The organism is Flavobacterium panici (genome assembly GCF_903819335.1).
Lineage (GTDB): Bacteria > Bacteroidota > Bacteroidia > Flavobacteriales > Flavobacteriaceae > Flavobacterium > Flavobacterium panici.
In genome coordinates, this window is the sequence record NZ_CAIJDE010000029.1 from 229,855 (window position 1) to 252,691 (window position 22,837).

At 35.5% G+C, this 22,837-nt stretch carries 17 protein-coding genes; 6 read left to right on the forward strand and 11 right to left on the reverse strand.

Annotation, left to right across the window (positions count from 1 at the left end; genetic code table 11):
• The first annotated feature begins 100 nt into the window (after positions 1 to 100).
• From FLAPXU55_RS03965 to FLAPXU55_RS03980, 4 genes are all read left to right on the forward strand, one after another.
• Positions 101 to 1,273 (forward strand): glycoside hydrolase family 88 protein, encoded by a 1,173-nt coding sequence (locus tag FLAPXU55_RS03965; protein WP_180856676.1) that lies wholly within the window; start codon positions 101 to 103, stop codon positions 1,271 to 1,273.
• 210 nt (positions 1,274 to 1,483) lie between these two features.
• Complete coding sequence (locus FLAPXU55_RS03970) at positions 1,484 to 3,808, forward strand: glycoside hydrolase family 2 protein (protein WP_235991987.1); 2,325 nt, start codon at positions 1,484 to 1,486, stop codon at positions 3,806 to 3,808.
• Between the two features lie 335 nt (positions 3,809 to 4,143).
• Positions 4,144 to 5,946, forward strand: a complete 1,803-nt coding sequence (locus FLAPXU55_RS03975) for a glycoside hydrolase family 2 protein (protein ID WP_180856678.1) — start codon at positions 4,144 to 4,146, stop codon at positions 5,944 to 5,946.
• A 102-nt stretch (positions 5,947 to 6,048) separates the two neighbouring features.
• Entirely contained in the window at positions 6,049 to 6,612 is a 564-nt protein-coding gene (locus FLAPXU55_RS03980; protein ID WP_180856679.1) for a DUF2911 domain-containing protein, read from the forward strand.
• Positions 6,613 to 6,713: 101 nt separating this feature from the next.
• Here FLAPXU55_RS03980 and FLAPXU55_RS03985 read toward each other — a convergent pair whose 3' ends face one another.
• From FLAPXU55_RS03985 to FLAPXU55_RS03995, 3 genes are read right to left on the reverse strand one after another with little or no spacing between them, the layout of a single operon-like run.
• Positions 6,714 to 8,918: a xanthine dehydrogenase family protein molybdopterin-binding subunit gene (locus tag FLAPXU55_RS03985; RefSeq protein ID WP_180856680.1), complete on the reverse strand. Its 2,205-nt coding sequence runs from the start codon at positions 8,916 to 8,918 to the stop codon at positions 6,714 to 6,716.
• 8 nt (positions 8,919 to 8,926) lie between these two features.
• A complete protein-coding gene (locus tag FLAPXU55_RS03990; RefSeq protein WP_180856681.1) occupies positions 8,927 to 9,907 on the reverse strand; it encodes an FAD binding domain-containing protein in 981 nt (326 codons plus the stop codon).
• Entirely contained in the window at positions 9,904 to 10,542 is a 639-nt protein-coding gene (locus FLAPXU55_RS03995; RefSeq protein WP_180856682.1) for a 2Fe-2S iron-sulfur cluster-binding protein, read from the reverse strand. The genes FLAPXU55_RS03990 and FLAPXU55_RS03995 overlap by 4 nt, the downstream gene beginning before the upstream one ends.
• A 665-nt stretch (positions 10,543 to 11,207) precedes the next feature.
• Between FLAPXU55_RS03995 and FLAPXU55_RS04000 the strand changes: the two genes are divergently transcribed.
• Positions 11,208 to 12,359, forward strand: a complete 1,152-nt coding sequence (locus FLAPXU55_RS04000; protein ID WP_180856683.1) for a cysteine desulfurase family protein — start codon at positions 11,208 to 11,210, stop codon at positions 12,357 to 12,359.
• A gap of 247 nt (positions 12,360 to 12,606) precedes the next feature.
• On the opposite strand, the gene FLAPXU55_RS04005 is transcribed toward FLAPXU55_RS04000, so the two are convergent.
• The 3 genes from FLAPXU55_RS04005 to FLAPXU55_RS04015 all read right to left on the reverse strand — a co-directional run bounded on the left by FLAPXU55_RS04005 (position 12,607) and on the right by FLAPXU55_RS04015 (position 14,942).
• Positions 12,607 to 13,227 carry a nucleotidyltransferase family protein gene (locus FLAPXU55_RS04005; protein WP_180856684.1) on the reverse strand — a complete coding sequence of 207 codons (621 nt, stop codon included), beginning with the start codon at positions 13,225 to 13,227 and terminating at the stop codon, positions 12,607 to 12,609.
• Positions 13,190 to 14,326, reverse strand: a complete 1,137-nt coding sequence (locus FLAPXU55_RS04010) for an XdhC family protein (protein ID WP_180856685.1) — start codon at positions 14,324 to 14,326, stop codon at positions 13,190 to 13,192. Before FLAPXU55_RS04010 ends, FLAPXU55_RS04005 begins: the two co-directional genes overlap by 38 nt.
• Positions 14,327 to 14,456: 130 nt before the next feature.
• A complete protein-coding gene (locus tag FLAPXU55_RS04015) occupies positions 14,457 to 14,942 on the reverse strand; it encodes a copper resistance protein NlpE (RefSeq protein ID WP_180856686.1) in 486 nt (161 codons plus the stop codon).
• Between the two features lie 168 nt (positions 14,943 to 15,110).
• On the opposite strand from FLAPXU55_RS04015, the gene FLAPXU55_RS04020 reads away from it, so the two are divergent.
• Positions 15,111 to 15,443: a YegP family protein gene (locus FLAPXU55_RS04020; protein WP_056199036.1), complete on the forward strand. Its 333-nt coding sequence runs from the start codon at positions 15,111 to 15,113 to the stop codon at positions 15,441 to 15,443.
• A gap of 50 nt (positions 15,444 to 15,493) precedes the next feature.
• Here FLAPXU55_RS04020 and FLAPXU55_RS04025 read toward each other — a convergent pair whose 3' ends face one another.
• The 5 genes from FLAPXU55_RS04025 to FLAPXU55_RS04045 all read right to left on the reverse strand — a co-directional run bounded on the left by FLAPXU55_RS04025 (position 15,494) and on the right by FLAPXU55_RS04045 (position 22,742).
• The gene (locus tag FLAPXU55_RS04025; RefSeq protein ID WP_053471962.1) at positions 15,494 to 15,883 is read right to left on the reverse strand and encodes a helix-turn-helix transcriptional regulator; all 390 of its coding nucleotides are present in this window, start codon (positions 15,881 to 15,883) and stop codon (positions 15,494 to 15,496) included.
• Between the two features lie 230 nt (positions 15,884 to 16,113).
• Positions 16,114 to 16,518 (reverse strand): hypothetical protein, encoded by a 405-nt coding sequence (locus tag FLAPXU55_RS04030; RefSeq protein ID WP_053471963.1) that lies wholly within the window; start codon positions 16,516 to 16,518, stop codon positions 16,114 to 16,116.
• A 316-nt stretch (positions 16,519 to 16,834) separates the two neighbouring features.
• Positions 16,835 to 18,766: a family 43 glycosylhydrolase gene (locus tag FLAPXU55_RS04035; RefSeq protein ID WP_180856687.1), complete on the reverse strand. Its 1,932-nt coding sequence runs from the start codon at positions 18,764 to 18,766 to the stop codon at positions 16,835 to 16,837.
• Positions 18,766 to 20,133 carry a glycoside hydrolase family 27 protein gene (locus tag FLAPXU55_RS04040; RefSeq protein WP_180856688.1) on the reverse strand — a complete coding sequence of 456 codons (1,368 nt, stop codon included), beginning with the start codon at positions 20,131 to 20,133 and terminating at the stop codon, positions 18,766 to 18,768. The genes FLAPXU55_RS04035 and FLAPXU55_RS04040 overlap by 1 nt, the downstream gene beginning before the upstream one ends.
• A gap of 188 nt (positions 20,134 to 20,321) precedes the next feature.
• A complete protein-coding gene (locus FLAPXU55_RS04045; protein WP_180856689.1) occupies positions 20,322 to 22,742 on the reverse strand; it encodes a sugar-binding domain-containing protein in 2,421 nt (806 codons plus the stop codon).
• Between the last annotated feature and the right edge of the window lie 95 nt (positions 22,743 to 22,837).

Here is a 22,837-nt window from a genome sequence, read left to right on the forward strand (position 1 = left end):
AGAAAAAAATTCGCAAAAATCTGCGTTTTCGCAAAGCGAATCTGTAAAATCCGCGTCTAAAAACAAAGTCTAGAAACTAAAAATTAGATTAATTAGTAATATGAATAAAGTTAGTTTCATTTTAATCCTTGGGTTTGCATCGCTGGTAACAGCGTGCAAGTCCGGGATTAATTCTCAAACAAAAAGCACTGCAGCGGCAAATAATTTACTGGAAACGCGTTACAAAATGTTACTCGATTATCCGGTAGATTCTCTGTCGATGCCAAGAAGCATGAATATCAAAACCAATGAGATTCGCAAAGTCCCTTCAAAAGACTGGACAAGCGGTTTTTTTGCCGGAAATCTTTGGCAGTTATACCGATTAACAGGCGACTCAAAATATAAAGAACAAGCCCAGAAATGGACTCCTTTCAGCAAAAAGGAAAGTGTTAACAGTAATTCGCATGACGTAGGTTTTAAAGTGTTTTGCAGTTTCGGAGAAGCGCTGAAAGTGGAAAACAAGAAAGAGTACGAAGCGGTAATTATTAAAGGCGCCGAAACTTTATGCACAAGGTTTAATCCAAAAGTGGGTTCCATTCGTTCCTGGGATTTCAATAAAGAAATCTGGGATTATCCGGTTATCATTGATAATATGATGAATTTGGAATTACTTTTTGAAGCATCTAAATTATCAGGAAATCCAAAATACCGTGACGTAGCCATTCAACACGCTAATACCACTTTAAAAAATCAATTTAGAGCAGACAACAGCTGTTATCACGTAATTGATTATAATCCGAATACGGGTGAAGTTAGAAAGAAAACTACTTTACAAGGTTTTAACGACGATTCGGTTTGGGCGCGCGGGCAAGGCTGGGCAGTTTACGGATTTACAATGTCGTACCGATATACAAAAGATCCGGCCTATTTAAAACAAGCCGAAGCGACAGCAAAGTTTTTTATGACAAATAAAAATCTGCCGGAAGATGGAATTCCGTATTGGGATTTAAAAGATCCGAGTATTCCAAATTCTCCGCGAGATGTTTCTGCCGCGATGGTAATGGCATCGGGATTATATGAATTGTACAGTTATACACAAAATAAAAGTTATTTGGCTTTCGCCGATAAACTAATAGCATCGGTTCAAACTGATAAATATATTTTAGATTCTAAAATTAAGGCTCCTTTTCTATTCGATCACAGCACAGGAAACTGGCCAAAACACGACGAAATTGACGAACCAATAATCTACGCCGACTATTATTTTCTGGAAGCGTTACTTAGAAAAAAGTGATACAAGGTACAAAGGTACAGAGTTACAAAGCGACAAAGGTTTTAGCTTTTGAGCCTCTGAACCTTTGAACCTAAAAACCTTTGAACCTCTGAGCCTATGAACCTTTGAACCTAAACACACATGAAGAATTATAAACACAATACATTTTCAATTTTTGCGCTTTTTGTTTTTTTTCAGATTTGTCTGAGCATCAGTTTTGCTCAGACAAAGATGAATTTTAACGAGAACTGGCTGTATCTTGAAAATCATACTTCAAATCTTACCGAAGCTCAAAAGGCTTCAAACTGGACTTCTATAAATTTACCACATACCTGGAACGCCGAAGATGCAACCGATTTATATCCGGGTTACCGACGTGATGCAAGCTGGTATCAAAAGAAATTAAATATTCCGCAAATTGATAAAAACAAAGTGTATTCGTTATACTTTGAAGGTTCAAATATTACCACAAAAGTGTATGTAAACGGAAAAGAAGCCGGCGGACATATTGGCGGTTATATTGGCTTTTCTATAGACATTACCAACTTTATTAAAGAAGGAAACAACGATATTTTTGTTCGTGTTGATAATAGTTACGATATCGAAATTATTCCGTCTCAAAAAAGTGATTTCTTTATTTATGGCGGAATCACACGCGATGTTTGGTTTGTTTCGAAATACAAAAATCATATTGATAATTTGAAGATTACTACGCCAGAAGTTTCGGCTAAAAAAGCTTCGGTACAAGTTGTTTCTTCTTTCATTAATTCAGATAATTCAAAAGATTTATCGTTAACCGTAACACTTAAAAATCCGAAAGGAAAAAAAGTGGCGAGTAGAACTATTCCTGTTTCAGATAAAACTTCGACAATCACTTTTGAAAACATCAAAAACCCGGAACTTTGGGATACCGAAAAACCAAATTTATATTCCTTAACGGCTGTTTTATCAGAAAAAAATCAAATTAAAGACAGCGTTTCTGAGAAAGTAGGTTTTAGATGGTTTGAGTTTAAAGATCATGGTCCTTTCTATTTAAACGGAAAACGTTTATTGATTCGCGGAACACATCGCCATGAAGAACAAGCCGGAGTTGGCGCGGCAATGAGCAATGCACAACATTGGGCCGACATGAAATCAATAAAAGATATGGGTGCTAACTTTGTTCGTTTAGCACATTATCCGCAAGATCCTGAAATTTATAAAGCCTGCGATGAACTTGGACTTTTAGTTTGGGATGAATTGCCGTGGTGCCGCGGCGGAATTGGTGATGAACTTTGGCAGACAAACACTAAAAATATGCTCAAAGAAATCATTAATCAAAATTACAATCACCCAAGTATTATAATCTGGTCGCTTGGAAATGAAATGAACTGGCTTCCTGATTTTCCAAACGGAGACAATACCGAAAAAACAAATGTCTTTTTAACCGAGTTAAACGACATTGCGCATAAAATGGATCCAACCAGAAAAACAGCAATTAGAAAATATTATGAAGGTTCGCATATTGTGGATGTCTTCTCCCCTTCTATCTGGTCTGGCTGGTATTCCGGAAGTTACAAAAGCTACCAAAAAGCAATTGATGTTTACAAAAAAGAATACAAACATTTCATCCACGCTGAATATGGCGGAGACAGCCACGTAGGCCGTCACAGCGAAAACCCAGTAACAGGCGAAAATGTTATTAAAGCGGAAGGCTGGGAAGAAGCAATTGTACAGACTAAAGTGGCCAATATTGCCCAAATTGGAGATTGGAGCGAAAATTATATCGTTGATTTATTTGACTGGCACTTGCATATATCCGAGAATGACCCAAATTTTGTGGGAAATGTACAATGGGCATTTAAGGATTTTGCAACGCCTTTACGTCCGGAAGATGATATTCCGTATATGAACCAAAAAGGTTTGGTGGATCGAAACGGAAATCCGAAAGATGCGTATTATGTTTTTAAAAGTTATTGGGGCAAAGAGCCCTTCGCTTACATAGAATCGCATACGTGGACAGAACGTCAAGGTCCTGAAAATACACCAAGAACTATAAATGTTTTTAGTAACTGCGAAAAAGTTACCTTATTTCATGACGGAAAATCTCTTGGCGAAAAACTAAGAAAACTTTCGCTGTATCCTGCAAACGGGCTAACTTGGGATGTCAACTTTAAAAAAGGAGAAAATGTTTTATTAGCTATAGGTAAAAATAAAGACGGTAAAACGGTTTCTGATACGATTAAGGTTAATTATCGTTTCAATAAAAATGATACGGCTTCGTCTTTACAATTGTCTTCAGAGAAACTAAAAAATGGTAATTATCTGGTTACGGCAATTGCAATTGATAATAACAACTTACGCTGCTTAGATTATGAAGAAAGTGTTTATTTTCAATGTTTAAAAGGTGGAAAAACCTTAAAGAATCAAGGAACACCAACCGGAAGTGAATCGATAAAAATGGCAAACGGAAAAGCGTCTATTGAAGTTATTCCTGATGGTTCTAATGATCCTATTGAAATGACGGCGCTTAACCAAAGTTTTAAAGGCGAATATTTGAAGATTCCTGTTCAATAAGATTTTTAGCCGCTAAGGCGCTAAGACACAAAGTTTTTTTTGCCACAGATTAAAAGAATTAAAAAGATTTTAAAAAATAAGCGTGAAGTTTGTCATTTCGAGGAAGGAGAAATCGCACGCAGGGATCGACAAAGATTGGCGATTAACATTGTGGAAATTCTAGTGCGATTTCTCGTTCCTCGAAATGACAAACTAAGCCCAAGGTAAATCTAAAAAGTTCCGTTAGGAACGACAGGTCGGTAGCAACGGATGAAATCCGTTGAAAATGAATATTACGCCCATAAATAATGTTCCGTAGGAACTATACATATTACACAAACCAAAGATTACAAAAAATGAAAAAAATCCTAACACTATTATTCCTGACAACGTTCGCTGCCGGACAATCACAAGGTTTAATTTCAAACGTTCCAAACCGAAACACAACCTCTTTAAACGGTGTTTGGAATTACATTGTTGATCCGTATCAAACAGGCTTTTACAGCTTTCACCTTGACCAATATGATAAACAGGAAAAACCAGCAAAATCAGCTTTTTACAGTAATTATCACGCAGTAAACAAACAGGAATTAGTAGAATATGATTTTGATAAATCGCCAACAATAAATATTCCCGGCGACTGGAATTCGCAGGTTACAGAACTAAAATATTACGAAGGAAACGTTTGGTTCAAAAAATCTTTCGATTATAATTTGGTCGCTAATAAACGCCTTTTCGTTTATTTGGGAGCCATCAATTACAAAGCTGATGTTTATTTAAACGGAAAAAAACTGGGAACTCACGAAGGTGGTTTTACTCCATTCAATTATGAAGTTACTGCGATTGTACAGCCAAAAGACAATTATTTGGTTATTAAAGTAGATAATACGCGTCATAAAGAAGATGTTCCAACAGTTAATACCGATTGGTGGAATTATGGCGGAATTACGCGTGATGTCACTTTAATCGAAGAAGAATCTGCATTTATTGAAGATTACATGATTCAGTTGAAAAAGAATAATGCCAATATTATTTCTGGTTTTATCAAAATCAATAATTTGAATCCTACGCAAAATCAGGCATCGATTTCTATTCCTGAATTAAAAATCAATTACAAAGGAAAAATTGGCGCTGACGGAATTTTAAATTTTGAAATTCCAGCGAAAAAAATCTCGTATTGGTCACCGGAAAATCCCAAATTATATGATGTTACAATCGATTTTAACGGAAAGAAATTAAATGATAAAATTGGTTTTAGAACAATTGAAACAAAAGAAGACAAAATTTTATTGAACGGAAAGCAGGTCTTTTTAAGAGGAATTTCGATTCACGAAGAAAATGCAAAAGGCGGACGTGCGAATTCTCAGGAAGATGCTTTACGTTTACTAAACTGGGCAAAAGAATTAGGCTGTAATTATGTTCGTTTGGCGCATTATCCACATAACGAAAACATTATTAGAGAGGCTGATAAAATGGGATTAATGGTTTGGGAAGAAATTCCGGTTTACTGGACGGTAGAATTCACAAACAAAAACACGTACCAAAATGCTCAGGATCAATTAACCGCTGCAATTACCAGAGATAAAAACAGAGCCAGTATTGTGATTTGGTCTATGGCAAATGAAACTCCTATTTCTGATGCCAGAAATACTTTTATCACGAATTTAGTAACGCATACAAAATCTCTTGATAATACAAGATTAATTAGTGCGGCTTTATTAACGCGTAACGGAAAAATTGACGATGAAATTGGTAAATCGCTTGATATTATTGCTTTCAACCAATATTTAGGCTGGTACGGCGGTAACTTAGAAAATGCTGAAAAAACATTCTGGACTACGCCATACAACAAACCTGTTTTTGTTTCGGAATTTGGAGGTGATGCAAAAGCTGGCTTTCACGGAGATAAAACCGAACGCTGGACAGAAGAATACCAGGAATATTTATACATTCAGAATTTGAAAATGATTGAAAAAATCCCTCACTTAAGCGGATTAAGTCCGTGGATTTTAGTTGATTTCAGATCTCCAAAAAGATTACTTCCGGGCATTCAGGACGGTTACAATCGTAAAGGTCTAATCTCAAATGACGGTGAAAAGAAGAAAGCTTTTTACATTATGCAGAATTGGTACGACAAAAAGAAAAAAGAAGAAAAATAAATTAAGAACCATTACCAATTCATTAACAAAAAACAGACTGTATTTATATGATTTTTCTTCATTATTAACTTACTTTGTGGTTATTCTAAAAATTGTAACCTTATGAAAAAATTTTATTTAATGGCAGTTACTTTATTTGCTGCCTTTACAGTTCAAGCTCAAGATGTAGTAAAATTTGCTCCGCTTGATGCAAGTCCGGTTGATATTTCTTATTTCCCAAACAAAGCAGTTAAATTCAAAAAAACAGACAATCCTAGTCCGGTTGTAAAAGTTATCTACGCAAGACCTTCTGTAAAAGGAAGAACTATTTTTGGAGATATCGTGAAGTTTGGTGAAGTTTGGAGAGTTGGTGCTAATGAAAATACTGAAATTAAATTTTACAAAGCAGTAACAATTGGTGGTAAAAATATTGCTGCAGGTACTTACAGTTTATTTGCAATTCCTGAAAAAGATAAATGGACAATTATTATCAATAAAGAATTGGACTTATGGGGTGCTTACGCTTATGATGAAAGTAAAGATGTTGTAAGAGTTTCTGTTCCTGTAAAATCAGTAAATGAAGTAATCGAAGCTTTATCAATTGCTTTTACAACTCAGGGTAATGTAGCTAATCTAGTTATTGGGTGGGATAAAACAACTGCTGAATTGCCTATTACGGTTAAATAATTAATCATTTTCAGATATAAAAAAAAGAGCCATTTTGAACTGCCCCCAAAAAGTTAGACACTATTTGGGGGCAGTTCATTTTTCAATGTCTCTTTTTTGTTTTAAACCTTAACGGTTTCTATAATTTTATCCAGCGTAATTGGCAAATCTCGTACACGTTTTCCTGTGGCGTTAAAAACAGCATTTGCAATTGCAGGCGCCATTCCAACCAAAGCCGTTTCACCAAGACCTTTCGTTCCCATTGGGTTGCTGATTGGGTCTTTTTTATTAACGAAGAAAACTTCCTGTTTTTCAATATCGGCATTTACGGGAACATGATAATCGGCGAAATTATTGTTGATTGGACGTCCAAAACGATGATCGATTTCCAATGCTTCCATTAATCCCATTCCGATACCTCCTACTGCACCGCCGTACATTTGTCCAGCAGAAGTTTTTTGGTTGATAACTGTTCCAATATCAGCACACGAAACAACATGCGCCAAACGTATTTTACCCAAATTCGGATTTACTAATACTTTTACAAAGTGCACTGAAAACGAATAAATCGAATATTTCTTAGCTTCTTCTGTTCCTTTTGATTGATTTTCAACTTCTAACCCATCTAATTTATTTGCACTAAGCAAAGAAGTTAAAGCAACAGTTTTAGCGGTATCTTTTGTTGAAGAAACAATTCCATTTGCAAAAGTTAAATCTGTAATTGGAGTTCCTTTCAAAGCAGGATTTTCAGTCGCTAATCCCAATACTTTACTTACCAACAAATTACAAGCATCATGAACCGCAGAACCAACAGACGAAGTCGTTGCCGATCCTCCTTGTGTTGGGCCTTTTGGTAATCCGCTTTTTCCCATTTCAATGATCACATTTTCTGCAGGTAAACCAGTAATTTCAGCACCAATTGCCGTCATCATAGTTGCCGTTCCCGGTCCCATATCGTTGACACTGCACTGCAGCACTAAATTTCCATCGGGTAAGAATTTTGCTTTTACAGAAGTTGGACTTCTATAACAGCCAAAAGTTCCGGTTCCCATTCCGTAACCTACTAGCCATTCTCCTTCTTTTACAGAACCAGGTTCGTTTTTACGGTTTTTCCAGCCAATGCGTTCCATTCCGCCTTCGTAACATTCTAAAAGATATTTACTGCTCCACGGTTTATTTTGTTCCAAATCTTTCTCAGCATAATTCAATTTTCGAAATTCTATTGGATCTAAATTTAATTTATAGGCCATTTCATCCATCGCACATTCTAATGCAAAAGAACCTGTAGCCTCGCCCGGCCCACGCATCCAGATTGGTGTACAAGTGTCTAACGGAACAATTCTGTAACGTGTTGAAACATTTTCGCAATCGTAAATAAATCGGGACATATTTACGGTTCCTTCCATGAAATCTTCATAACTGGAAGTCATCGCAACGGCTTCGTGAGTCAAACCTGTAAGTTTCCCAGCTTTTGTTGCACCAAGACCCATTTTTTGAATCGTATAAGGCCTGAAACCAACATTGGTAAACATTTGCTCGCGGTGCAAAACTAATTTTACAGGGCGGTTCAATTTCTTTGCCCCAATTAATGCTGCAATTTCATACGGCCAAGTGTGTAATCCCATTCCAAATGCTCCTCCAAGATATTCAGAGTGTACTTCTACATCTTCAACCGGCACTCCAAAAACTCCTGCAACACTTTTTCGCGTTCCTTCAACGCCTTGACTTTTGGTATATAAAATGGGTTTATTTCCGTCCCATTTTGCGATAATATTCGCCAATTCCATTGGGTTATGAACTTCAGTTGGAATCGTATAATCGGCTTCTAAAATTACTTCTGCATTTTTGTAACCGTCATGAACTCCTCTGTGGTAATCATTCCCTTTATCTGTTTCAACTTTTTTCTCTTTATCCGCAGCTTTTTGAAGTTCAGTCGAATGTTCTTCTTTAAAATAATCGGCTTTAATTAAACTCGCTGCATATTGCATACGCTCAAAAGTATCGGCAATTACCAACGCAATTGGCTGATCGTAATACAAAACCGAATCATCTTTGAAAATCTGCAACGGCTGTCCAAAATTATGTTTGTCTTTTGCTTTTTGGTATCCGGAAGGTTTGTCTACATTTAAGTGCGTAATGACAGCGAGAACTCCCGGCGCCCATTCTGCTTTTTTAGTATCTATGGTTTTGACTCTTCCTTTTGCAATTGTACTTCCCACCAAGCATGCATAAACTACTCCTGGCGTTTTATATTCGGCAGAATAAGTTGCTGATCCTGTTACTTTAGCAAATCCGTCAACTCTATTAATATTACTTGTTTTGCTCATAATTCTAATTATTTTGATGCTGCTATTGTAAGTGCTTCTGTTATTGCATTTGGACCAAGCGTTAGTTTAAAATCATTGCCGCCGTATGCTTTCGCACCTTTCATTGACAAATCTGCCGCTTTTTTAAATATCTCTTCTGAAACTGTTTTCCCTTTTAGGAATTCTTCTGCTTCAGTTAATCTCCAGGGTTTATGCGCTACACCTCCCATTGCCAGTCGAACATCATTTATTACATTATTTTTTATATCTAAAGCCGCTGCAACAGAAACTAATGCAAAAGCATAACTCGTTCTGTCGCGAACTTTTAAATAATGTACATTTTTAGTAAAATTATTATCCGGAATTTCTACCGAAGTAATTAATTCTTTATTTTCTAAAGTATTGTCTTTCTCAGGAGTATTTCCCGGCAGACGATGAAAATCTGTGAATTTTATTTGTCGTTTTCCTTTTGGTCCTTCGACTAAAACAGTTGCATCTAATGCCGCCAATGCCACACACATATCACTTGGGTGAACGGCAATGCAGCTGTCTGAAGCTCCAAAAATAGCGTGCATTCTATTAGAACCTCCAATGGCACCGCAGCCACTTTTGGGAGTTCGTTTATTGCATGGCATATCCGTATTATAAAAATAGGAACAACGTGTTTTTTGCAGCATATTACCACCAACAGTTGCCATGTGTCTGATTTGCTGGGATGCTCCGGCTGCTAAAGCCAAAGCCAGCAAAGGATGTTTTTCTTTTATGGATGCATCTTCGGCAACTTGACTGTTTTTAGCTAAGGCTCCTATTGAAACTTTTCCGGTTAGGAATTCTATTTTCTTTAAATCTAATCCTGTAATGTCAACCAGTTTGTCTGGAGCCACCACATTCTTTTTCATTAAATCTACCAAATTTGTTCCGCCGGCAATAAACATAGCTTCTTTTTCTTTGCTGATATTCGATACCGCTGAACTTGAAGATAATGCTTTAATTATTTGAAAATTTTTCATAATTCCTTTCCTCCTTCCTTCACTTCAGTTATTGCATCAACGATATTATGATAAGCGCCGCATCGACAGATGTTTCCGCTCATATATTCTCTGATTTCTTCTCGACTATTCGCATGACCTTCTTTGATACAGGCAATTCCCGACATGATTTGTCCCGGTGTACAATAACCGCATTGAAATCCGTCGTGCTTAATAAAAGCTTCCTGCATTGGGTGCAGTTTTTTTCCTTTTGAAAGTCCTTCGATTGTAGTAACCTGAGCGTTTTGCTGCATGGTTGCCAAAGTCAGGCAGGACAAAATTCGGGTTCCATTTACGTGAACCGTACACGCACCGCATTGTCCGTGGTCACAGCCTTTTTTTGTTCCGGTCAACAATAATTGTTCTCTTAATAAATCGAGTAAAGTGGTTCTCGGCTCGATATTAAGATTGTGTTTTTTGCCATTTACTTCGATAGAAAGCGGTACTGTTTCTAAATACTCCGCTATTTTTTCATCCCACTTATTCTCTGAAGCCATAACCAGTGAAGGCGGCGCCAGAGCAAGGGCGGTAAAAAGTCCTGATTTTTTTATAAAGTCACGACGGGAATTTGAATCATTCTCTGTTACTTTATCTGGATTTGTTTTTTTAGAAGCCATTCCATCTCTCTTTTAAATTAGCAAAAACTCTTGGGTATTCTAACAAATTTAACAATCTTAATCCACAAAAAGTTATGAAATTCAAACATTGTGCTTATTTAGAATAATTACAATTTCGGTGTGGGTTTTAACGCAAAGAACGCTAAGGTTTTTTATCTCACATTGTGTTGAGCGAAGGCAAAGTTCGCAAAGCTGGAATTGATATTCGGCGGGTGTTTTTTAACGCAAAGCGCGCAAAGATTTTTTATCTCACTTTATGTTAAGCGAAGACAAAGTTCGCAAAGCTGGGATTTGAATATTGGGGTGTTTTTTTAACGCAAAGTGCGCAAAGTTTTTTTTATCTCACTTTATGTAAGCGAATGCAAAGTTCACAAAGCTGGATTTTGGTGTGCTTTTTTTTAACGCAAAGTTCGCAAAGGTTTTTTATCTCACATTATGTTAAGCGAAGGCAAAGTTCGCAAAGCTTTGTCAATTCCAGCTTTGCGAACTTTGCAATTATCTAGATAATTAACTTAAAAAAAAACTTTGCGCCCTTTGCGATAAAAACCTTTGCGCTCTTTGCGTTAAAAACCCTTAGCGCCCTTTGCGGTTAAAAAAACTACACACAGAAACAGATTTATTATTTACATTGAAAATTGTATTTTTACAAGATTAAGCTTTTAATTATGCCACATCAACAACATATTTACCTCGATAATAATGCCACCACCCGTGTTGATGAACGGGTCTTAAAAGCTATGCTACCCTATTTTACTGATTTTTATGCCAATTCTACTAGTCAGCATATTGCAGGATTATCGGTAAACGAAGCTGTTGAAAATGCTGCCTGGCAAACTGCTGATTTGATTAATGCCGATGCTGATGAAATTATTTTTACTTCGGGTGCTACAGAAGCGATAAATCTGGCGATAAAAGGTCTGGCTGATCAGAGTCGAAAACATATTGTAACTGTTGCTACAGAACACAAAGCAGTTCTAGAAACTTGTCGTTTCATGGAAAGTATAGGCTTTGAAGTCAGCTACTTACCTGTTGATCGTGAAGGGGTTTTAGATCTTAATCTTTTAAATGAAATTATTACAGATAAAACACTGGTTTTCATAGGAATGCTTTCTAATAATGAAACAGGTGTCATACAAAATGTCAGCGAAATTTCTGCGATTCTTAAAAGTAAAAATGTGTTGTTTTTGTGTGATGCAACTCAGGTAGTCGGAAGAATTCCGATTGATGTAAAAGCTCTTGGAATTGATCTTTTGACATTGTCGGCACATAAATTTTATGGACCAAAAGGTGTTGGTGCTTTGTATGTTTCGGCGAAAGCCAAACTAAAATTACTTCCTCAAATTACGGGCGGCGGACATCAGCGAAAATTACGCAGCGGAACGCTTAACGTACCCGGAATTATCGGTTTAGGTAAAGCTGCTGAAATAGCTGTAAATGAATTAGAAACAGCTAAAAACAGAATAGAAATATTACGTAATAAACTAGAAAAGGGTTTATTGCAATTTGAAGGTTCTTTTATAAATGGAAATATTCAAAACCGAATTTATAATACTTCAAATATTTGTTTTCCAGGTGTAAATTCGGAAAAGCTTATTATGGCTTTGGGGAATATTTCGGTTTCGAATGGGGCTTCTTGTTCGGCGGTTACGTCTGAACCTTCGCATGTTTTAAAAGCTATGGGATTGTCTGATGAAGAGGCTTTGAGTTCGATTCGGTTTAGTTTGGGAAGATTTACTACTTTGGAGGAAATTGATATTGCTGTTGAGCGGGTTTTGACTTTGGCGAGAGAATTTGCCACTAAGACGCTAAGGCACTAAGTTTTTTGTTTGCTTTGAGAAATAATCTCGCAAAGTCGCAGAGACGCAAAGTTTTTTATTAGTTGCCTCCAGTTTTAACTGGAGGAAGAAATAGATTAAGGTTAAAAAGGCTTTAGCCAAACTTCGGTTAGTTTGGCTAAAGCCTTTTCTGTTTTTTGCTTAGAACCTCCAGCTAAAGCTGGAGGCAATTGAAAATAAATCTTAAAAACTTTGCGACTCTGCGACTTTGCGAGATTAAAACATATAGCTACTCAGAAATTAACTTGTTGTAATCTTCTTCTGTATCAATATCAATATTACCTTTTACAAAAGGAACTGAAACTGTATCTTCTAAATACTTTTTAATGATTTTTTTTGCTCCTTCCTGACCGCTCAATTCAAGTAATTCATTAAAGTATTTTTTATGGAATAAAACCGGATTTCCTAAGGTTTCGGAATAAGCCGAAGCTATAATTCCTTTTTCAGTTTTATAATATTCGAATATTAAATTTTCAAAAACTAAATTGGTGACAAAAGGCTGATCACAAACGGCAAAAATACATTCATCACAATCTGGATTTAGGAGCAATAATTCATTTAATCCTTTTATGACTGAAGAGGACATTCCGGTTTCCCATTCGGGATTAAAACAAATGTTTATTTCTGTTGTATTAAGTTCTTTTTCTACTTCATTATGATTGGCTCCCATTACCACAATTGTAAGTGAATTGGGTACTTTTAGAGCTTCAGAAATGGTGTTTTTTAAAAGTGTTGAGTCTTTATATTCTAATAACTGCTTTGGTCTTCCTAGTCTTGAAGAATTCCCAGCAGCTAAAATTATAATAGCGGTTTTATTTTGAAATTGATCTTTCATAATGAATTTCGTCATGAATTTTACCTGCTTTATATTTTAAAGAAGTTCCGGTTTTTCCTGCCGAAAAAGCTTTAATTTCTGATACAATCGAAAGGGCAATTTCTTCTGAAGTTTCTGCTCCAATGTCTAATCCAACCGGACTGTAAATACGCTCTAATTGTTCTTCGCTTACATTAATTCCTTCATTTTGAAGATCATCGAACATCCGGTTTAATTTTGTTTTTGGACCGAGGATTCCAATATACTGGCAGTCTGTTTTTAAAAGTAATTTTAAAACTGCCAGATCGTATTTGTAATTGTGGGTTATCAAAACAAAATACGTTTGATTATCAATGGTAATATTTTCCAGAAATTCTTCTGGTTTTACTGCATTTACTTTGTCTGCTTTTGGAAAACGTTTTTCGATTGCATGTGTCGCACGTCCGTCACCAACCGTAATTTTCCAGCCTAGAATGGATGCCATTTTAACCAAAGGCTGAACATCATTTCCTGCTCCGGCAATTACAAGTGAAATTGGCGGATTTATATATTCTATTAAAGCTTCGTTTTCGTTTTCTGTCTGAAGTTTTTTTACAATTGATGTTTTACTTTTCAAGACTTCATTTACATCTGAAATCAAATCTAGAACCTCATCATTATGAGATAAAATTTGATTTTCTTCTCTGTAAAAAAGTGTTGTTCCTTGCTGAATGGCATTTCTTTTTAAAGAGAAAATAGTCACAACTACGGCTTCTTTTCTTTCTAATTCTAATTGCTGTAAAAGCTGTATGGGATTTTTTGATGCTTCTTCATCAATATATTCAAATAGAATATGAACAATTCCGTTGCAGCCAAGCTGTAAACCTACTTCAATATCGTCTTCATTATTCGTATTGTAGGTAATTAATTTATTTTGTTTTTGATGAATGGACAGCAGTGCTTTTCGTAATGCATCGCCTTCAAGGCAGCCGCCGCTTATAGCTCCTGTTAGTTCTCCATCTTCTGTTACAAGCATGCGTGCTCCGGGCTGGCGATACGACGATCCTTCAACTTTAACGACTGTTGCGAGAGCTGTTTTTTTTCCGGCCGATTTTGCTTCTGTGTATGCTTTAAGAATTTCGCTGATTTCTTTCATAAAAATAAATGTCCATCAACAGAAATTGGTATTGATGATCTTTCATTCTCTAAAAATAAAAAATATTATAAACTTAAAGGCAGTAAAGCTATTTAAGTTTATAATATTCTTAATTAAAAATCGGCTTGATTTATTTTTTTAAATCTAAAGAATAATTCAGTTTTGATTTTATTATTTTTCTGTCGCGGTCCAGCATATAGATCTTTTTTGTGTCTGAACTTAAATAACCATAATACGATTGTTTTTCGACAGGTTTGTCCCAATTCAAAACAAAAATAGTTCCGTCGGGATCGTTTTCTAAACCTCGTTCTGTATTAAAATTTCCTTTTTCAACAAACTCTTTTTCAGGCGATTTTCCTTTGTAAATACTTGATAATTCAAATTTTTGTCCTTCCATTGTTCCGTTTCCCTGATAAATTTTAAGAACGGTTTGAATACCGCTGCAATCTGCACAAGGCAATAGTCCTTCGTAAACCAAAACATTTTCGGCTGTGTTTTTTTCGACTTTTACACTTGTTGAATCTGGTGCTGCAATATTCGTTTTTTCCTCATTTTTCTTGCTGTTGCAAGATAAAAACTGAATTGCAGTTATTAGCAAAATCAATACATTTTTCATATTCTTTAATTTTAATATTATTTCAAATTTAAGGAATTTTCCTATTTAAAAAACTAATTAACTTAACAAATTATAAATGATTATTTTTTGTTGCAATAGCATTTGTATTATGAAGTTTTGTATTTTTATCAATAGCAAAATATTTTAGTTAACTTAATAAAAAACTACATGGGAAAATTTGTAATTACTAAAAGAACCAATGGTGAATTTCAATTCAATTTAAAAGCTGGTAACGGCCAGACCATTTTGACCAGCGAAGGTTATTCGACAAAAGCAGCGGCCTTAAACGGAATTGAATCTGTTAAAACAAACTCTCAGGACGATAATCGTTATGACAGAAAAGAGTCTAGTAATGGCAAACCCTATTTTAACCTAAAAGCAAGCAACGGACAAAATATTGGGGCAAGTGAAATGTATGAAAGTACTTCTGCGAGAGAAAACGGAATCGAGTCAGTAAAAAAGAACGCTCCTGATGCAGATACAGATGATCAGACTGCATAATTCCAAAAAATATTTAAAAAAAAACGAGGCTCTGAAGCCTCGTTTTTAGTTTATATATGACCAAACTTCATTTTATAGCGGTCCAGTTCTTCTTCTGTTTTGTTTAAAAGTTTTTCGAGAAGTTTTATTTTATCTTCATAGAGTTCTTTTAATGCTTCATCATTGCTGGAATTAATTAATATGCTTCCGTTGTTACTGTTTCCTTTTACGGTATTATAGTTGTTGAAATATCTCTGACTGTCAAAACTTATAATATCTTCAACACTTACTTCTAAAATCCGTGCTATTTCTACTAATTTAACATAGGATAATATTGTTCTTCCTTTTTCTATTTTACTATAACCTGCCTGAGTGACACCAAGTTGATCTGCCATATATTCCTGAGTGTAATTTTTTAACTCTCTAATGCTTTTTATTTTGTTTTTTATTGAAGTTGCCATAAGTTTGATTTGGAGGGAGGGCGTTTGTAACTTAAACAGCCGCAACTGAACTTAGGGGGTATTGCAGCTTTATTTTTTTGAAGTAATTACAAATGCTGTTTCTGTAGGTCGGTGAAACAGGATTTGTTTATTTTTTTCTGATTATAATTATGAAACCATATACGAGAGCAATAACTATAAAAGCCAGATCGTAACTGGAAATCTCCGTTAATAGTTGGTTCATTGCTATATTAGTTTGTTGTTTTTAAAATCCGTTCGAATTCGAAATTTAAATACTGGTCGATTTGTTTTCCAATTATTGGCCGGTCTAAAGCGCTTATTTTTACTTTAGTTTCTTTTTTGTAAATGTCTTTTACAATCACAAAATAGTCAAATTCTGATTTATTATTAAATCTCATAATAATCAAAAAAGAATAGCACAATAAAGTTGGAATTAAATAATACAGCTCCATTACATTGGTGAAAATCATGCAGTAATAGGCTAAGACAGTTACGGCTGTAAAAGCGCCGTTTTCAAAAAGATAGGTTTTCTTTTTTTTGAGCAGTCCAAGTTCTACAATTTCATTAAAATTGTACTGCCATTGTTTTGATCCGTACTGAAATTGTACCTGATCATGAGTGAGGGAAATGAACATAATGATAAATAATTAAATCTCTTTAAAGAAAACCTGGTGAGAAAGTTTTCTAAAAAATTGTTTTCGGCTTAAATGAATACATTTGAAAATGCTGCAGTGGTAAACAGCACATCATTTCGCAATATTACGCATAATCAGCTTTTTTTTCTTACAAGTCAGCTTATAGAATATAACCAGAGGTTGTAATTAAATCTAATTATAAATTTTACCTTATGATTTAAAAATTCAATATGGCGTTTTACTTATATAACTAATGCACAAAAAAAGCCACTCCTTTGTGAAGAATGGCTTTTTAGAAAGGATAAAGTTACAAAATTTATTTTAAACCGTCGACTCCGGCATGAGTTGGGATTACTTCTTTTATACTTCCGTCTGGATTAAACTCTAATTTATCGATGCAGACTTCACGATGAAATCCTCCTGCGTCTCCCATTTTAATTCCGGTTGGATAGGAAAATCTATGGTAAACAAAATACCATTCGTCTTTATTTGGAATTTGTAAAACCGAATTATGTCCGGTTGCGTGAATTCCAATATCTGGTTTTCCCTGAATCACTATATTATTTTTCGGAATTTCAATTGGTCCTAAAGGCGATTTTGAAGTTCCGTATCTCACTTTATAATTTGGGCTTCTGGTATCGTCTTCGCTCCACAGGAAATAATACGTTCCTTTTCTGTAAATTATATAAGTTCCTTCGCGAAAAGTATCATCAACTGTAATTACTTTTGTTGTTCCTTTTTTAAGAGAAACCATATCGGGATTCAATTCGGCGACAGCCATATATCCATTTCCCCAGTACAAATAACTTTTTCCGGTTTTAGGATCTGTAAAAACATCAGGATCAATTTCCTGACCGCCTTTTACACCTTCGGGTCTTGTGCTTATTAATGCTTTTCCGCTGTCTTTAAAAGGTCCATTCGGATTATCTGAAACTGCCACGCCTATTTTTTGCGCTGCTGTGAAATAATAAAAATATTGGTATTTGCCTTTTATCTTTTTCTCTACAATACAAGGCGCCCACGCATTTCGGTTTGCCCAGCTTACATCTTTTCGAAGATCGAGAATAATTCCTTCGTCTTTCCAGTCTTTTAAATTATCCGAAGAAAACGTCTTGAAGTAATTTCCAGACCAACCGTCAAAACCATCACTTGTTGGGTAGATATAGTATTTTTTTGTTTTGTTGGAGTACAGAATTTCCGGATCAGCATAATAGCCTTCTAAAGCTGGGTTATTGTTTACTTTCGGATATTTTGCTGGCGTTCCCCATTTGTCAGTGATTCTTTTTAATTCAGAACGCGTAATTGGTAAAATCGTTCCGTGACGCGGATTAAAATCCATCGAAATATCATTATCAATTACGGTAAAGTTTTCTAAATCTTTGGTTTTTGTAAACTGATATTTTCCTTTTGTATAAACATCATACATCAGGATATATTCGTCTGAATTGTTTAGTTTGAAAACGCTTGAACCTTCAACTCCGTCTTTTGTCTGCTGCAAATAATTATCATTTTCAGTCCATTTTCCCGAAGTTAAATCGGTTGTTGTGGCTACTTTTATTCCTGCGGTTTCCGTTTCTGTTTTATAAAAAAGATGATAAACGCCGTCTTTTTCAATTATATCACCGTCAATGCAGGCTCTTTCAGATTTTGGAACAAATAATAATTTTGGTGCACTTTCCAGAGCTGTGAAATCTTTATTCGCGTAAGCGTAATAAATTTTATCCGGTTCTCCTGCATATTGCAGACTGAAATAAATTAAATATTTTCCGGCTTTAGCATCATAAATAGTCTGCGGCGCCCAAACTCGTTTTAGGTTTTCGTTTCCTGAAAAAGCGGTTTGAATATTTACTACACTGCTTTTCCAATTTACTAAATCGGTACTTTTTAGTAAAACCATTGCACGATTACTGTCCCAACCTTTTGAAGAAGTCATATCGGTTAAAACCATATAAAAAGTTTTTCCGTCGTCGCCTCTTAAAATATGCGGATCACGAACGCCTCCGGTTGAACTTATTGTTTTGCTGTCTAAAACTGGTTTGTTATCGTTGAGATGATAATAATGATAACCGTCGGCACTAACGGCAAAACGAACGGCTTCTTCTTCAACAGAATTTCCTGTGAAATAAACAAACAAATAGGCTGTTAAATCTTTTTCTGCAATTACGGGTGGAATTCCTTTTGTATTCTGGGCTTGTAGAAAATTAAAAATCGATAAAAATAATACAAGGCTAAAATGTGCTTTCTTCATTATTTTTTACTTTTTATTTGATATAAAACGGAACTGTGCGGTTTTAAATCGGCTGCAATTGTTGTTGATGTTGTTTTAGATTTTTCGTTAGTCCACATATTTAAAATATCCGCTTGTCCTGAAATATCAAGATCAGAAAGATTTACTGAAACATTCTGTGAAGCCGAATCTGAAATATTAAATAAAGCCAAATAAATACTGCCGTCTTTTGCATTTTTTGAAGTTACGGCAATTTTACCATCCCTTTGGAAAAGTTGTTTTATGGCTGTGCTTTCATTGTGCATTTTTACCACATTTTTGTTCGTTAATAATGACAAAGTAAAAGCGTCGTTACTTGGTAAATCTCCGCCAAAAAATAATGGTGATTTAAAGATATTGAAAAACGTAATCAACGTGTATTGTTCGTCTTTTGTTAAACGAGTCATTCTGTCTTCGCCTCGTTCTCCTCTTACTGAAATACGTCCAAGCGGAATCATATCGCAATCCGGCCATGTTCCCGGTGCAATGTATGGATACCATTTTTGCGCCACGTCCATTAAATGCGTTATGTGCGGCCAAGTGTCCCAAACATCGTCAACCATACGCCACATATTGGCGTGCGTGGTTACGTGTGGTGCTGCTTCGATTGGTGTTTCTCCCGGTGAAGTACTTAAAACAATTTTACGTCCGCTTTTGTCGATTGCATTTCTTATTAAGTTGATTTCGCCTTCGTGATAGGGTCTTGATAAATCATCAATTTTAATAAAATCAACGCCCCATTGTGCATACAATTCAAAAATAGAATTGTAATATTCCTGCGCACCTGGTTTGTCTGCAAGAATTGTATAATTGTCTTTTAGCCATTCGCATTGCAAAGCTGTCGTATAAATTTGGTCTGCCGTAATTCCGTTTGCACCTTTTATTGGTAGTTTGTCTTCAACTGCTTTTTTCGGGATTCCGCGCATGATATGGATTCCGAATTTCAGTCCTTTTTTATGGATATAATCGGCTAAAGGTTTGAAACCATTTCCGTCTTTTGCTGATGGAAAACGGTTTATAGCCGGTAAATATCTTCCGTATTGATCGATTACATAACGCGGGTCTGTTTGGTTATAACCTCCTGCTTTATCATTTTCTACAAACCATCGAATATCTACCACAATATATTCCCAGCCAAATTTCTTTAGATTTTTAGCCATATAATCGGCGTTGGCTTTTACTTCGTGTTCTTCAACGGTTGGTCCGTAACAATCCCAGCTGTTCCAGCCCATTGGCGGGGTTTGTGCCCATTGTTTGAATTCGTCTTTTTGGAAGGTTTTGTTTTGTGAATTGGCAGAAATTGATATTAAAATCAATCCGAATGCCAATATTTTATTTTTTATTTTCATATTAAATAAATGTAGATTACACATTTTAAATGTAATGAATTATTTTTTTAAACACATAGAAACATAGATTTCAATGTTTTAAAGAATATAAAAAGAAACCAGTTTCTAACGCATAGCTATGTGCATTAAAACAAGTCAAACGCCTTTTTCAGGCTTTCAAAATCTATGTTCCTATGTGTTTAATTTTTCTATTTTACATTAATCGTAACCTCAACTGGTTTTAACCATTGACTTGTAAAAGTTACTTTAATTGGCTGTGCTTCTCCTGTCGCCTCAATATAAGCTGCAATATGCCCGTGAAATACACGCTGTACATTATCTGTATAATCTGTCATGTCGCTGTTATTTCCTGCTTCAAGTCCTAATAAAGTTCCCGGGCCGCTTATTGTGCAAGTCACTTCGTTATCTGAAAGCATTACTGGCAAGCCGTTTTGATCTTTTACCTGAACCATTATTTTAGCAACGCCTTTGTCTTTAGAAATCGTGATATTTTTATCGGCAATGGTTAATTCAACTGGCTGCTGTGTTGATGTAATAGCATATCTGCTTACTTCTTTTTCATTTTTATCTAAACCAATTACTTCTAATTTTCCTGAAGCAAAAGGAATATCCCAATAGATAATTCCGGTTTTCTCGTCGTATAGTTTGGTTTCGCCAACTACTTTTCCGTTTAGTTCTAAGCGTGCTTTTGCAGCATTGGTATAACAAACTACACGAATTTTTTCTCCTTGATTGTAATTCCAAATTGCCCATGCATCTTTAGAAATATCTTTTTCGTTTTTTAACGGATAAGTTCCAATATATGCCATTGGTTTATCTGACCACAATGACTGGCGGAAATATCCTCTTGGTTTGATAATGCCCGCAAAATCAACTAATCCAGAATAAAATCCTCTTGAAGGCCATCTTCCTGATTCTCCTAAATAATCAATTCCTGTCCATAAAAACTGTCCGAAAATATGTTTGTTGTTTTTTACGGCAAGCCAAGGTTCCATATCATGTACATTTTCACTTCCGAAAATGACTCTGTTTGGATATTTTTCGTGATCTGATTGGTATTTGCTTTCTGTATAATTGTATCCTGTAATGTCTAAAGCGCCCGGATATTCTGTTTCGTTTGACATTGCAACTCCTGCTAATCCGGCAGTTGTTGGGCGTGATTTGTCATACTTTTTTACTGCGGCAACTAAACGTTTTGCAATGGCTCCAAGACGCATCGCATCTGGTGCATCTTTTTTGTAACCGCCGTAAGCTGCCTGTCCAAAACCATCTTTTCCTTTGTCTAAAACCGGATGCGAATATGGATCGTTTGGATAATCTACTTCGTTACCAATACTCCATCCAAAAACAGATAAATGATTTCTGTCTCTACGAACAAAATCTTCTAAATCTTTTTCTCCATATTCTGCAAAAATATCAAACGAACCTTCAAATCCCGGAGTTCCATAATTCCAGCCTTCCAGCCATTTGCGTTTTGGGAATTCCCATTCGTCATAAGCTTCGTTTAAAACCAAAATTCCTAATTCATCACAAAGTTCATAGAAAACCGGCGCTTGTGGATTATGGCTTGTACGGATTGCATTTACACCAATTTCTTTAAGTGTTTTTAATCTGGTTTCCCAAACTTCACGAGGAACTGCCGAGCCTAAAACTCCAGCATCGTGATGCAGACAAACGCCTTTCATTTTCATCCATTTTCCGTTTAAGGCAAAACCATTGTTTGGATCGAAAGTAAAAGTTCTAAAACCTGTTTTTGTTATGGTTTGATCGATTTGTTTACCCTCTTTTAAAACGATTGTTTTAAGCTGATATAAATTCGGGTTTTCTAAATCCCATATTTGAGGATTTTTTACGCTCAATTTAGTTGAAACTTTTCCGTTTTGATTGGCTGTAACTTCCACTTTAGAAGAAGATTTTGCAACCGATTTTCCTTCTTTTGAAATCAATTCATTTACAATAGTAAGACTTGATTTTGCTTTTGAATCGTTTTCTACATCAACCTCAACATTTAAAGTTCCTGTTCCGTTTTTTACTTCCGGATAAGCATAAACTCCCCATTGCCCAATATGAACCGGATTTGCATATACCAAATAAACATCTCTGTAAATTCCTGAGCCTGTGTACCATCTTGAATCGGCACTTTGACTGTGGTCTACTCGAACAGAAATTGTATTTTCTCCTCCAAATTTTACATATTGTGTAGCATCATAAGCAAAAGAAATATATCCGTTTGGACGTTTTCCTAACGAATGTCCGTTGATGAAAACTTCACTTCTGTTATAAACGCCTTCAAAATATAAATAGACTTTTTCGCCGCTTTTGCTTTGCGGAATAGTTACTGATTTTCTGTACCAGCCAATTCCGCCCGGCAAATATCCTGTACAGCTTGCCAGCGTTGGACTCAATTGTCCTTTTACGCTCCAGTCGTGCGGAACGTTTACAGATTGCCATTTACTATCGTCAAAGGCTGTATTTTTTGCATCCGGAGTTTCCTGAAGATTAAATTTCCAGTTGTCATTGATTTTTTGTGAATCTCCAAATGATATCTGGCTAAATGCCGATATACACGAGAAGAGAAGTACGGGTAATAAGTTTTTTTTTGTAAACATTTTTTTTAGTTAATTTTTGTTTCAGGTTTCAAGTTTCAAGTTCCTCGCTAACGTGAAACCTGAAACTTGAAACTAACTTTATTTTTATTGAAATT

What these genes read in the sequence shown, in the direction of transcription:
- FLAPXU55_RS03980 (WP_180856679.1), top strand. Translation starts at nt 6,049, where the DNA reads ATGAAAAAATTTTATTTAATGGCAGTTACTTTATTTGCTGCCTTTACA.
- FLAPXU55_RS04040 (WP_180856688.1), bottom strand. Translation starts at nt 20,133, where the DNA reads ATGAAAATAAAAAATAAAATATTGGCATTCGGATTGATTTTAATATCA.
- FLAPXU55_RS03995 (WP_180856682.1), bottom strand. Translation starts at nt 10,542, where the DNA reads ATGGCTTCTAAAAAAACAAATCCAGATAAAGTAACAGAGAATGATTCA.
- FLAPXU55_RS03970 (WP_235991987.1), top strand. Translation starts at nt 1,484, where the DNA reads ATGAATTTTAACGAGAACTGGCTGTATCTTGAAAATCATACTTCAAAT.
- FLAPXU55_RS04030 (WP_053471963.1), bottom strand. Translation starts at nt 16,518, where the DNA reads ATGTTCATTTCCCTCACTCATGATCAGGTACAATTTCAGTACGGATCA.
- FLAPXU55_RS03975 (WP_180856678.1), top strand. Translation starts at nt 4,144, where the DNA reads ATGAAAAAAATCCTAACACTATTATTCCTGACAACGTTCGCTGCCGGA.
- FLAPXU55_RS04005 (WP_180856684.1), bottom strand. Translation starts at nt 13,227, where the DNA reads ATGACGAAATTCATTATGAAAGATCAATTTCAAAATAAAACCGCTATT.
- FLAPXU55_RS03965 (WP_180856676.1), top strand. Translation starts at nt 101, where the DNA reads ATGAATAAAGTTAGTTTCATTTTAATCCTTGGGTTTGCATCGCTGGTA.
- FLAPXU55_RS04020 (WP_056199036.1), top strand. Translation starts at nt 15,111, where the DNA reads ATGGGAAAATTTGTAATTACTAAAAGAACCAATGGTGAATTTCAATTC.
- FLAPXU55_RS04015 (WP_180856686.1), bottom strand. Translation starts at nt 14,942, where the DNA reads ATGAAAAATGTATTGATTTTGCTAATAACTGCAATTCAGTTTTTATCT.
- FLAPXU55_RS04000 (WP_180856683.1), top strand. Translation starts at nt 11,208, where the DNA reads ATGCCACATCAACAACATATTTACCTCGATAATAATGCCACCACCCGT.
- FLAPXU55_RS04010 (WP_180856685.1), bottom strand. Translation starts at nt 14,326, where the DNA reads ATGAAAGAAATCAGCGAAATTCTTAAAGCATACACAGAAGCAAAATCG.
- FLAPXU55_RS04035 (WP_180856687.1), bottom strand. Translation starts at nt 18,766, where the DNA reads ATGAAGAAAGCACATTTTAGCCTTGTATTATTTTTATCGATTTTTAAT.
- FLAPXU55_RS04025 (WP_053471962.1), bottom strand. Translation starts at nt 15,883, where the DNA reads ATGGCAACTTCAATAAAAAACAAAATAAAAAGCATTAGAGAGTTAAAA.
- FLAPXU55_RS04045 (WP_180856689.1), bottom strand. Translation starts at nt 22,742, where the DNA reads ATGTTTACAAAAAAAAACTTATTACCCGTACTTCTCTTCTCGTGTATA.
- FLAPXU55_RS03990 (WP_180856681.1), bottom strand. Translation starts at nt 9,907, where the DNA reads ATGAAAAATTTTCAAATAATTAAAGCATTATCTTCAAGTTCAGCGGTA.
- FLAPXU55_RS03985 (WP_180856680.1), bottom strand. Translation starts at nt 8,918, where the DNA reads ATGAGCAAAACAAGTAATATTAATAGAGTTGACGGATTTGCTAAAGTA.